Raw genomic sequence first — 11451 nt, forward strand, 5'->3', positions numbered from 1 at the left:
GTCGGCGCGGGCGCCGACGGGGCCGCGGGCTGCTGTGCCGCCGCGGGCTTGGGGGCGGCCGGCGGCTTCGGGGCGGCCGGACGCTCCCCCGCCGCCTTGCCGGCACGGGAGGCACCCCCGGCCTGCGCCGGGGAAGGCGCGGCGGGCCTGGGGGCGGCCTTCCTCGGGGCGCCCGGCTTCGCGGCGGACTTGCCGCTGCCGTTGCCCTGCTGGAAGGCGTCAGTCAGTTTGCGTACTACGGGCGCCTCGATCGTCGAGGACGCCGATCGGACGAATTCACCGAGTTCCTGGAGCTTGGCCATGACGACCTTGCTCTCCACACCGAACTCCTTGGCGAGTTCGTATACCCGGACCTTAGCCACTTCGCTCCTTTTAGGTCCGGGTTGCGGCCGGACCGTCGCTAGTTCATGGGCGTACTCATCGCGTACTCATCGAGTGCTCATCGCAATCTCGACCTGCTTTCGACTCGCGAGGTACCAGGCCGCACGGGGTCCGTACGGCATGTCTTTCCTTGCCGTGTTGCCTCAGCAACCTTGTGCCTGCTCGACGTACCGGCGCAACGCCATTACGTCGAGCGGTCCCGGGACGCGGAGCGCCCGCGGAAACGCCCGGCGGCGCACCGCCTGGTCGAGACAGACCTGGGCGGGGTGTACGTAGGCACCCCGGCCGGGCAGCGTACCGCGAGGATCGGGGACACACTCGTCCCCGGCCGCCACGGTCCGCAACAGTTCGATCTTGGCCGCTCGCTCCCGGCACCCCACACAGGTGCGCTCAGGGCGTGCGCGGGCTCGCGTCCGGCCAGACACTGCTCAGTCTACCTCCCCGTACCGACCTCACCCCTTCGGGGCAAAGATCGAACGGCTGTTGTCGTGTTACAAGCGGCCTACGGCTGGGATCTATTCCCCACTCCCGGGTGAACTTCCCGGAAGTGCCGGAAGTGCCGGAAGCACTTACTCGGACGCCTGCTCGGTGTCCGGGCGGATGTCGATGCGCCAGCCGGTGAGCCGGGCCGCCAGCCGGGCGTTCTGGCCCTCCTTGCCGATCGCCAGCGAGAGCTGGTAGTCGGGCACGGTCACCCGGGCCGACCGGGCCGCCATGTCCACGACCTCCACCTTGGAGACGCGGGCCGGCGACAGGGCGTTGGCCACCATCTCGGCCGGGTCGTCCGACCAGTCGACGATGTCGATCTTCTCGCCGTTCAGCTCCCCCATGACGTTGCGCACCCGGCCGCCCATGGGGCCGATGCAGGCGCCCTTGGCGTTCAGGCCCGAACGGTTGGACCGTACGGCGATCTTCGTACGGTGGCCGGCCTCACGGGCGATCGCCGCGATCTCGACCGAGCCGTCGGCGATCTCCGGGACCTCCAGGGCGAAGAGCTTCTTCACCAGGTTCGGGTGCGTGCGGGAGAGGGTCACCGAGGGGCCGCGGACGCCCTTGGCGACCCGGACGACGTACGACCGCAGCCGCATGCCGTGCGGGTAGCTCTCGCCCGGGACCTGCTCCTGCACCGGCAGGATGGCCTCCAGCTTGCCGATGTCCACGAGCACGTTCTTCGGGTCGCGGCCCTGCTGGACCACGCCGGTGACGATGTCGCCCTCGCGGCCGGCGTACTCGCCGAGCGTCGCGTCGTCCTCGGCGTCGCGCAGCCGCTGCAGGATGACCTGTTTGGCGGTGGTGGCGGCGATACGGCCGAAGCCGGACGGGGTGTCGTCGAACTCGCGGGGCTCCTGGCCCTCCTCGAGGTCCTCGGGGTCCTCCTTCGCCCACACGGTCACGTGCCCGGTCTCCCGGTCGAGCTGCACGCGCGCGTGACGGCGGCTTCCCTCGGTGCGGTGGTAGGCGATGAGGAGGGCCGACTCGATCGCCTCGACCAGCACGTCGAAGGAGATCTCCTTCTCCCGTACCAAGTTCCGCAGGGCACTCATGTCGATGTCCACGGCTACGCCCCCTCTTCCTTCTGGTCCTTGCGGTTGAACTCGACCTGCACACGCGCCTTGACGACGTCCGGGAAGCCGAGTCTGCGGGTCGTGGCCTTGCGACCCTTCACTCCGGGCACTTCGAGGTCGAGTCCTTCGTCGTCGACCTCGAGGATCCTGGCCACCAGCTCACCGCCCTCGGCCAGCTGGAACTTCACCAGCCGGCCCGTGGCGCGCACATAGTGCCGGTGTTCCCTGAGGAGGCGCTCCGCGCCCGGGGTGCCGACCTCGAGGGTGTACTCGCCCTCGCCCATCGCGTCGCTCTCGTCGAGCCTCGCCGAGAGCGCACGGCTCACATCGGCGATCCTGTCCAGGTCGGCCCCGGTGTCGGAGTCGACGACGACGCGCAGCACACGTTTGCGTCCGACGGAGTCCACGGCGATCTCTTCGAGGTCCAGGCCCTGGGAGGTGACGAGCGGCTCCAGCAGTTCTCGCAGCCTCTCGCTCTGGGTGGTGCTCATCCGGGTGACTCCTCGGCCGCGTCTGCTGTTGTGGGGTGGTCGCGTGTCTGGTCAAAGCGTATCGGGTCCCAAGGGGTGTTGCCGTCCACCTGGGCAGGTGCGGTGCCGCCGAGTGGTGCCCCTGGGGCGCGCGGGTACCGTGATCACGGGCGAGTCGCCCCACCGCCATCGTTCGTTCCGTACGCACCCGAGGACGTCTGCCGTGCCGTTCCCCCCGCCCCCGCGCGCCCCAGGGCCTGTCCGGAGTTCCCCGCGCAGAAGGAGCCTGCTCGCCTCGGCCGCGGGGGCCGCCCTGCTCGTGGGCTGCTCCACCGGTTCCTCCGACTCCGGCGGCTCGGGCGACGGCCCGTCGGCCGCCGAGCGGGTACGCGCGCGTGCGGCACGGGACAGCCAGGAGCTGGCGCGGCGGTACGACGCCGTGATCGCCGCGCATCCGGCGCTGGCGGAGCGGCTGCGGCCGCTGCGGGCTCAGGTCGCGACCCATGCGGAGGCCTTCGGCGGCACGGCGAAGCCCTCGCCCGGTGCTTCGGCGGTGACCATGGCGCCCGAGGGCCCGAGGGCCCCGGCGGGAGCCGAGGCCTCGCCGTCCCCCGCCGTCGCGGCGGACCGGAAGAACGCCCTGGCCTCGCTGGCCGCCGCGGAACGGTCCCTGTCCGACCGGCGCACGGAGGCCCTGCTCCGGGCCCCCGGCGAACTGGCGCGTCTGCTGGCCTCGGTGGCGGCGGCCGGGGCGGCGCACGCGTACCTGCTGACGGAGGGTGACAAGTGAGCCAGGCGGAGAAGCGGCCGCTCGAGGCCCTGCAGGCGGCGCTCGCCGCGGAGCACGCGGCCGTGTACGGGTACGGCGTCGTCGGGGGGCGGGTCCGGGAGGACCGGCGGACGGAGGCGCGGGCGGCGTACGACGCGCACCGGGCGCGGCGGGACACGCTGGTGCGCGCGGTACGGGATCTGGGCGGGCGGCCGGTGGCCGCGGCGGCGGCCTACGCGCTGCCGTTCCCGGTGCCGGACTCCGCGGCGGCGGTACGTTTCGCCGCCGAGCTGGAGGAGCGCGTGGCCGGGGTGTACTCCGACCTGGTCCGGGCGAGCACGGGCGAGCGGCGGCGGGAGGCCGCGGGGGCGCTGCGCGAGGCGGCGGTCCGGGCGGTGCGCTGGCGCGGGGAGAGCGTAGCCTTCCCTGGTCTCGCCGAACGGGCCGCTACGGATGCGGAGAGTGCGGTGGGTACGGCGGGCACGGCGACGCCCACGTCGTGACGCGCACGAGCGGAGGCACCGCACGACACGGGAAGGAACGGCTCGCGCATGGCTTTCGAACCGCCGCAGCGTCTGGTGCGGGCGCTCGGTGAGACGGCACCGGACGGTGACGCCTGGCTGGCCGGGCTGCCCGAGCTGGCGCGGCAGGCCGTGGCGGTGCGCGAGCTGACCGTCGAGCGGGTGCAGGTGCCCGGCGGGCGCAGCAGCCTGGTCGTGCTGGTGCGGACGGCGGACGGGACTCCGGCCGTGCTCAAGCTGGCCCCGCCGCGGGCCCGCCCGGAGAGCGAGCGGGCCGCGCTCGTGCACTGGGACGGGCGGGGCGCCGTACAGCTCCTGGACAGCGGTCCGGGCGAGGGCGTACTGCTGCTGGAGCGGCTGCATCCGGACGTGTCGGTGCGGTCGCTGCCGGAGGCGAGGGCGCTGCTGGAGGCGGCGGGCACGCTGCGGCGGCTGTGGGTGGAGCCGCCCGCGGGGCATTCCTTCGAGACGGTGGCCGGGCGGACCGGGCGGCAGGCCGAGGCGATGCGGGCGGGCGCGGCCGGCGACGCGGAGGTGGCGCCGCTGGTCGCGGCGGCGCTCAGGGCTCGTGAGGATCTGCTGGCGGCGCCGCCCGAGGAGCGGCTGCTGCACGGCACGTTCCGGCAGAGCAAGGTGCTCGCCGGCGACCGGATGCCGTGGCTGGCCGTGGGTCCCGACCCGGTCGTCGGCGAGACCGCCTTCGACCTGGCGCGGCTGGTCCGCGACCGCGTCGAGGACCTGATCGCCTCCCCGTCCGGCGCCGCCACCACCCGCCGCCGCGTCAAGCGTCTGGCGGAGTCCCTGGAGATCGACCAGGAGCGCCTGCGCGGCTGGACCCTCTTCCGCGCCGTCGAGTCCGGCGTACGCGCCCGCCGGGTGGGCCGCCCGAAGGACGCGGAACTGCTGCTGGAGTTCGCCACGTGGCTCTGACCCACGGGACCCCTCCCGGGTGACGCGCGGGTACGTGGGCGGGCGGAGCCGGCCCCGGTGCGGCACCGGCTCCGCCCGGGCCCCGCGGACTTGGGCAGCGTGGGCACGTGACGATCCGGCCGGAGGCCGGCGCCGAGTGCCACAACGGCTCATGCGCGGCGGTGCCGCACCGGCCGCGCCTTCCGTCATGCGGACGTGCTCGGCGCCTCGGCGCACGCCCCACGCGGCCACGGCGAGCGGGCCGCCGCCCCCACACCGCCGCGGGCGGGCAGGATCCGCCCGGCGCGCTGTCGGCCGTGGGAGCGGCGGCCCCGGTGATCGGCGGGGCCGCCGGTCCCCGCCGTGGGACTCGGGCCGCGGGGATCAGGCCGTGAGGCGGGTGAGGGCCTCCTCGATGGGGAGTTCCTCGCGTTCGCCGGTCTTGCGGTCCTTCAGCTCGACGATCCCCTCGGCCGCGCGGCGGCCGGCGATCAGGATCTGGGGGATGCCGATGAGCTCGGCGTCGGTGAACTTCACGCCCGGGGAGACGCCGGCCCGGTCGTCGACCAGGACGCGGACACCGACCGCGGCGAGCTTCTGGGAGACCTCGAGGGCCACCTCGGTCTGCAGGGCCTTGCCGGCGGCGACCACGTGGACGTCGGCCGGGGCGACCTCCTTGGCCCAGACCAGACCCTTGTCGTCGGCGTGCTGCTCGGCCAGCGCCGCGACCGCGCGGGAGACGCCGATGCCGTAGGAGCCCATGGTGACGCGGACCGGCTTGCCGTTCTGGCCGAGGACGTCGAGCTTGAGGGCGTCGGTGTACTTGCGGCCGAGCTGGAAGATGTGGCCGATCTCGATGGCCCGGTCCAGCTTGAGGCCGGTGCCGCACTGCGGGCAGGGGTCGCCCTCCTGCACGACGACCACGTCCACGTACGCGTCGACCTCGAAGTCACGGCCGGCGACCACGTTCTTCGCGTGCGTGTGCTCCTTGTTGGCGCCGGTGATCCAGGCCGTGCCCGGGGCCACGCGCGGGTCGGCGATGTACGTGACCTTCTCCCCCAGTCCCTGCGGGCCGACGTAGCCGCGGACCAGGTCCGGACGGCCCACGAAGTCCTCGGCGGTGACCAGCTCGACGGCGGCCGGCGCGAAGTGCGCCTCGACCTTGCCCAGGTCGACCTCGCGGTCGCCGGGCACGCCGACGGCGACGATCTCGCCGCCCACCTTGACCAGGAGGTTCTTCAGCGTGGCGGAGGCCGGGACGCCGAGCGAGGCGGCCAGGGTCTCGATGGTGGGGGTGTCCGGGGTCGGGATCTCCTCGGCGGCGGACACGCCGGAGCCGTCCACCGGCTTCAGCTCGTACGTGATCGCCTCCGTGTTGGCGGCGAAGTCGCAGTTCGGGCAGTCGGCGAAGGTGTCCTCGCCGGCCTCGGCCGGGGCGAGGAACTCCTCGGACTTGGAGCCGCCCATCGCGCCCGCGGTCGCCGCGCAGATGCGGTAGTCCAGGCCGAGGCGCTCGAAGATGCGCTGGTAGGCCTGGCGGTGCAGGGCGTACGACTCGGCGAGGCCCTCGTCGGAGAGGTCGAAGGAGTAGGAGTCCTTCATCAGGAACTCACGGCCGCGCAGGATGCCCGCGCGCGGCCGGGCCTCGTCCCGGAACTTGGTCTGGATCTGGTAGAGGATGACCGGCAGGTCCTTGTACGAGGACGCCTGGTCCTTCACCAGCAGGGTGAAGATCTCCTCGTGGGTCGGCCCGAGGAGGTAGTCGCCGCCCTTGCGGTCCTGCAGACGGAACAGCTCGGCGCCGTACTCGTCCCAGCGGCCGGTCGCCTCGTACGGCTCGCGCGGCAGCAGCGCGGGCAGCAGCACCTCCTGGGCGCCGATCGCGTCCATCTCCTCGCGCACGATCCGCTCGACGTTCGCGAGGACCTTCATGCCCAGCGGCAGCCAGCTCCAGACGCCCGCGGCGGTGCGGCGGACATATCCGGCGCGGACCAGCAGCTTGTGGCTGAGGACCTCGGCGTCGGCCGGGTCGTCGCGCAGCGTCTTCGCCAACAACTGGGACATGCGCTGGACCGGTGCGTTCGCCATGGTTCTCGTACTCCTGCCGGTGGGGTCCCCCGCTCGAGCCGGGCCGGGAGCGGGGAAGGGTGATGGCTAGGAGGTTAGCCGGGCGGGCTGTTCCGGTGGAAATCGGTTATCGCGTGCCCTCACGGCGGCGCAGCGGCAGCGGGGCGCCCATCACGGCGTACGGCATCGGCGCGCTGGGGAAGAAGACCTGCCGGGCCAGGTCCTCGTACCCCAGGGAGTGGTAGAGGCCGCGGGCCGGGCTGTCGGTGTCGATCGCGGAGAGGATCGAGCGGGGTTCGGCGGCGTCGTCGGTGATGGCGGTGATCAGGGTGCGGCCGATGCCGCGGTTCTGGTGGCGCGGGTGGACGTGCAGCTCGGTGATCACGAAGGAGTCGTCGAGCCAGTCGTCGTGGCCGCGGGCGCGCAGATAGGGCTCGACGACGGTGGACCACCAGTGGGCGCGGTCGTTGGGCATGCCGTAGACGAAGCCGACGAGCCGGCCGTCGGACGTGGTGGCGCCGAGCGCGCGGGCGCCGGGATACGTCATGTGCCGCAGCACGATCTGCCGGCGTACGGCGACCTCGTCGGCGCCGAGCCCGAAGGCGACGGCCTGCACGGCGAGCGCCTCGTCGACATGGGCCGGCAGGTCGAGGGGGCCGATCACGACGTCCTCGGAGCGGCGGTGTCCGTGACCGGGAAAGTGGACCATGCCGGGGAGACTACAGGGATCGCACCGGCCTCAGAACAGCGTCGCGGAGTGCGCTCGGTCGCGGGGTGCACTCAGAACAGGACGCTCATGAACGCGCCGACCTCCCGGAAGCCCACCCGCAGGTAGGTCCGCCGGGCCGGGGTGTTGAAGTCGTTGACGTACAGGCTGACCACCGGGGCCACGTCGGCCAGCGCGTACCGCAGGACCGCCGCCATGCCGGGTGCCGCAAGGCCCCACCCCCGGTACTCGGGGGCCACCCACACCCCCTGGATCTGGCAGGCCTCGGCGGTCGCGGCGCCGATCTCCGCCTTGAACATCACCTTGCCGTGCTCGTCGAGGCGGGCGAAGGAGCGGCCGGAGCCGACGAGTTCGGCGACCCGGGCCTGGTAGAGCAGGCCGCCGTCCCCGGCGAGCGGGGAGACGCCGACCTCCTCGGTGAACATCGCCACACAGGCCGGCATGATCGTTTCCATCTCGTCCTTGCGGATGCGGCGGACGTAGGGGTCGGGGCGTATATCGTCCGGCATGCGGTCGGTGACCATGAGCGGCTGGTGGGCGCGGATCTCACGGGCCGGGCCCCAGCCGGGTTCCAGCAGCCGCCACAACTGGGCGGTGGGCTCGGCCGGGCCGACGATGGAGGAGCAGCGGCGGCCGGCCCGGCGCGCGCGGTCCGCGAAGGCGCGTACGGCCCTGGGGGTGGCGCAGATCGGTACGAGGTTGGCGCCCGCGTAGCACAGGGACGTGAGCATGCCGCCCTCGTACCAGCCCCACATCTCGCCGCCCAGCCGCCACGGGTCCAGACCGGCGACCCGGACCCGGGAGGTCACGAAGGCGTTCGCGACCGGCTCGCGGTCGAGGACCGCGAGCGCGGCGTCCAGGTCACTCGGCTGGAGCACCCGTGAGGTGGTCTGGGTCAACACGTGCGGGGCCTCACGCTGGGGGTTTCGCTGATCTCCGCACTGTACCTGCCGCTTTCAAGCCGTGCCGCCCCCAGGGGCAGCGCGGTGGGGCCGGCGCTTCCTGTCCGGTCCGGTCCTCCTTGACGCGGGTGACCAGCTGGGTCGGATCGACGAAACGCAGCGCGATCACCAGCAGCACCAGCAGCGACGGCGCGTACATCACGGGCATCGCGTCGATGGACTGCTGGGTGCGGATGCCGGCCGAGAACACGGCGTAGCAGAGGGCCACGACCAGGGTCTGGCTGTCCGGGCCCGCGGTGAGGAAGGTCGGCTCGAACATGCCGACCGTGCGGGCCAGCACCAGGACGGAGGCGGCCAGGATCCCCGGCACCAGCGGCGGGGCGAGGGCCCGCAGCAGCACGGACGGGGTACGGGCCCCGCACATCCGGGCCGCCGCCTCGACGCGCGGGTCGATGCCGGTCGGGTACGACACGGCGTCAGCAGGTAGGAGAAGGGGAAGCCGGTGGTCAGCAGTGAGGCCAGGACTCTCCCGTGGTCGTGGATGAGTTGGAGAGGAAGGCCTGTCAGACCCAGGGTGTGCAGGGTCTTGTTCAGCCGGCCGTTGAGGCCGAGGGGGCCGCGTCGTTGTACACCACCCGCGCACACCCGAACGCCCGGGCCGGCGCGCTGCGCTGCCCCGGCGTCGGGTCGAGACGGAAGGCGTACCGAAGCTGCATGATCCGGACGCTGGCACCGGCCGGTGACAGTCCGGGGCGGATCAGCCGAATCCGGCACCGCTGGAACGATCCGGCGACGCTCCGCGTCGCCACCGTCGAGTTCGCCTCGCCACCGGCATGAACGCCGGTGCACTGCGAATGAATGCCGGTAGCGGGGCCGGGTGCCCGGTACAGACCTCGCGGGCGGGTACGCCATGGTCGGGAACGCCGTACGAGGCGGTGGGGGCGTCCCGGTCGGGCGCCGCATCGCGCGCGGCCGACGGCGCACGGTTCGAGGCAGTGGGGGTACCCGCTGCTCCAGCGGTTTCGGGAAAGCGGTGATGGCCGTGGGTGCGACACCGGACGGGCATCCGGCAGGACGAGGGAGCACTGTCATGGGCACGGTCGGTCAGGACCTGGCTCCGGACTTCCCCGAGGCGGTCCTGCGTGACCTGGGCGCGGGCGTCTTCACCGTCGACATGGCGGGGCTCATCACCTACGCCAACCCGTGTGCCGAGCGGCTGCTCGGCCGACCCCTGGAGGGGATGCTCGGCCAAGACGCGCACGACCTGCTGCACCGCCGCCCCGACGGCGACCCGCTACCGCGCGAGCGGTGCGCGGTGCTGGCCCCGCTGTACGGGAACCGCGCCGCCGAGGAAAGCAGCGAGGAGTACTTCCAGCGGGCCGACGGCACCATCCTGCCGATCATCTGGGCGACCACTCCCCTGCTGCTGTCCGGAGGGCAGGCCGGAATGGTGGTCTACTTCGACGACTTCAGCCAGCACCGCGGCTATGCGGACCGGATGGCCGCGTACACCGCGGCCCTGGAGGCGCTGACCGCCCGGCTGAACCTGCTCGCGGAGGTCTCCGCGGTGCTGATGTCGACCCTGGAGACTTACGCCAGGGTCCGCAAGCTGCTGCGGCTGCTGGTTCCGGCCACGGGCGACTGGGCGGTGGTCGACCTGGCCTGCAAGGGGCCCTCGGGCCTGGAGCGGGCCGTCCGCAGCTCCACTCGCCAACACCGGGCGAGGCGGCTCGAGCGACCGCTGCCGCCGCTGCCGGAGAAGACCCGCGCGGCGGTGACACGAGTCATGAACAGCGACGATCCCGTCCGGCTGACCGCGAGGGAACTGCTCGAGAACCCGGACGCCCCGCTCGCCGGCACCCACAGGGCGCTGTTCGAACGACTCGGCGGCCACTCGGCGACCGTGGTGTCGCTGCGCGCCCGGCGGCAGTCCTACGGCATGCTCACCGTGGCCCGTGCCGGGGAGTCCGAGCCGCACACCGACGCCGAGATCCGGCTGTTCCTCGACATCGGCCGGCGCCTGGCACTGGCGTTGGACAACTCCCGGCTCTACGACGAGCAGCGGAACGTGGCCGAGACCATGCAGCGCCAGTTGCTCGCCCCGCTGCCGCAGGTCGGTCGGCTGCGGATGGCCGCCCGCTATCTGCCCGCGCAGATCGCCATGGAGATCGGCGGCGACTGGTACGACGCCTTCCTCCTCCCGGACGGCGTCCTGGCCGTGGTCATCGGGGACGTGGTCGGCCACGATCTGGAGGCTGCCTCGCACATGGCCGAGGTCCGCAACATGCTGCGCGCGATCGCCTGGGACCACGAGGAGCCGCCCAGCGTGATCGTGCGCCGTGTGGACGATGCGGTGACGAACACCAGCGACGCACCCATGGCCACGCTCGTCTTCGCCCGGATCGAGGGCCGCGAGGGCGGGCCCTGGCAGCTGTGCTGGGTCAACGCCGGGCACCCCCCGCCGCTGCTGGTCACCCGCCGGGGCGAGGCCCGCTTCCTGACGGCCGGGCACGGGCCGCTGATCGGTATGAGCGCCACCCTGAACCTGGGCCTGAGCTGGCCCGACGCACATGAGAACCTTCCGCCGGAGTCCACCCTCCTGCTCTACACCGACGGCCTGGTGGAGAGCAGGACCCGCCCGATCGACCTCGGCATGGCCAAGCTCAGCCACCATGCCTCCGTCCTGGCCCGGCGGATGGCCCACCGGACCGTGGACGAGTTCTGCGACGAGCTGCTGGACCGCATCGCGCCCAGCGGCGACGACACCGCCCTGCTGGCGCTGCGGCTGCCCGAGGCCGGCGCGGGCACCCCCGGCGACCGCCGGCCGCCACCGCCCCCGCAGGCCCCGTACAGTCCGGCCGCGCCGAATCGGGCCGCGCCCGGCTCCCGACGTCAGGACGCCCGGGTGCAGGACCCCACGCGCGGCCTGCGGGAGAAGTGAGGGTGTTGTACGGGCCTCAGCCCGCGACGGAGACCGAGGGCTCCCCGGAGACCACCCCGTCGGCCTCCATCTGCTCAGCGATCTTCATGGCCTCCTCGATGAGGGTCTCCACGATCTTCGACTCCGGGACGGTCTTGATGACCTCGCCCTTGACGAAGATCTGCCCCTTGCCGTTGCCCGAGGCGACCCCGAGGTCGGC

12 protein-coding genes and 2 pseudogenes are annotated in these 11451 nt (G+C 72.9%); 4 read left to right on the forward strand and 10 right to left on the reverse strand.

All coding sequences use genetic code 11. The features are described from left to right. From C1I97_RS21000 to rimP, 4 genes are all read right to left on the reverse strand, one after another. Positions 1-362, reverse strand: a 362-nt coding sequence (locus C1I97_RS21000; RefSeq protein WP_181446826.1) for a translation initiation factor IF-2 N-terminal domain-containing protein, incomplete at its 3' end; no start/stop codon positions are given. A gap of 162 nt (positions 363-524) precedes the next feature. Beyond that, positions 525-806 (reverse strand): YlxR family protein, encoded by a 282-nt coding sequence (locus tag C1I97_RS21005; RefSeq protein WP_111004769.1) that lies wholly within the window; start codon positions 804-806, stop codon positions 525-527. Between the two features lie 144 nt (positions 807-950). Further along, entirely contained in the window at positions 951-1937 is a 987-nt protein-coding gene (nusA, locus tag C1I97_RS21010) for a transcription termination factor NusA (protein WP_111004770.1), read from the reverse strand. Positions 1938-1939: 2 nt separating this feature from the next. Then, on the reverse strand, positions 1940-2437 hold the full coding sequence (gene rimP, locus C1I97_RS21015; protein WP_111004771.1) for a ribosome maturation factor RimP: 498 nt from the start codon (positions 2435-2437) through the stop codon (positions 1940-1942). Positions 2438-2639: 202 nt separating this feature from the next. Between rimP and C1I97_RS21025 the strand changes: the two genes are divergently transcribed. Genes C1I97_RS21025 through C1I97_RS21035 form a run of 3 tightly spaced genes read left to right on the forward strand, consistent with a single transcriptional unit; the run spans position 2640 to position 4636 of the window. Then, a complete protein-coding gene (locus C1I97_RS21025; protein ID WP_111004772.1) occupies positions 2640-3206 on the forward strand; it encodes a hypothetical protein in 567 nt (188 codons plus the stop codon). Next, positions 3203-3688, forward strand: a complete 486-nt coding sequence (locus C1I97_RS21030) for a ferritin-like domain-containing protein (RefSeq protein WP_111004773.1) — start codon at positions 3203-3205, stop codon at positions 3686-3688. Before C1I97_RS21025 ends, C1I97_RS21030 begins: the two co-directional genes overlap by 4 nt. Positions 3689-3736: 48 nt before the next feature. After that, positions 3737-4636, forward strand: a complete 900-nt coding sequence (locus C1I97_RS21035; protein ID WP_111004774.1) for an aminoglycoside phosphotransferase family protein — start codon at positions 3737-3739, stop codon at positions 4634-4636. Positions 4637-4999: 363 nt separating this feature from the next. Here C1I97_RS21035 and C1I97_RS21040 read toward each other — a convergent pair whose 3' ends face one another. From C1I97_RS21040 to C1I97_RS21060, 5 genes and pseudogenes are all read right to left on the reverse strand, one after another. Further along, entirely contained in the window at positions 5000-6703 is a 1704-nt protein-coding gene (locus C1I97_RS21040; protein ID WP_111004775.1) for a proline--tRNA ligase, read from the reverse strand. A gap of 106 nt (positions 6704-6809) precedes the next feature. Continuing rightward, a complete protein-coding gene (locus C1I97_RS21045; RefSeq protein WP_111004776.1) occupies positions 6810-7391 on the reverse strand; it encodes a GNAT family N-acetyltransferase in 582 nt (193 codons plus the stop codon). Positions 7392-7462: 71 nt separating this feature from the next. After that, entirely contained in the window at positions 7463-8311 is an 849-nt protein-coding gene (locus C1I97_RS21050) for a GNAT family N-acetyltransferase (protein ID WP_181446827.1), read from the reverse strand. Positions 8312-8321: 10 nt separating this feature from the next. Continuing rightward, positions 8322-8783, reverse strand: a complete 462-nt coding sequence (locus C1I97_RS21055) for a hypothetical protein (RefSeq protein WP_220040843.1) — start codon at positions 8781-8783, stop codon at positions 8322-8324. A 124-nt stretch (positions 8784-8907) separates the two neighbouring features. Next, positions 8908-9027, reverse strand: a pseudogene (locus C1I97_RS21060) (helix-turn-helix domain-containing protein); the annotation flags it as partial. Between the two features lie 374 nt (positions 9028-9401). On the opposite strand from C1I97_RS21060, the gene C1I97_RS21065 reads away from it, so the two are divergent. Further along, positions 9402-11252 carry a SpoIIE family protein phosphatase gene (locus C1I97_RS21065; protein WP_111004777.1) on the forward strand — a complete coding sequence of 617 codons (1851 nt, stop codon included), beginning with the start codon at positions 9402-9404 and terminating at the stop codon, positions 11250-11252. Between the two features lie 16 nt (positions 11253-11268). Here C1I97_RS21065 and C1I97_RS21070 read toward each other — a convergent pair. Next, positions 11269-11451, reverse strand: a pseudogene (locus tag C1I97_RS21070) (flavodoxin-dependent (E)-4-hydroxy-3-methylbut-2-enyl-diphosphate synthase); the annotation flags it as partial.

The sequence above is a fragment of the Streptomyces sp. NTH33 genome (genome assembly GCF_003236365.1).
GTDB lineage: Bacteria > Actinomycetota > Actinomycetes > Streptomycetales > Streptomycetaceae > Streptomyces.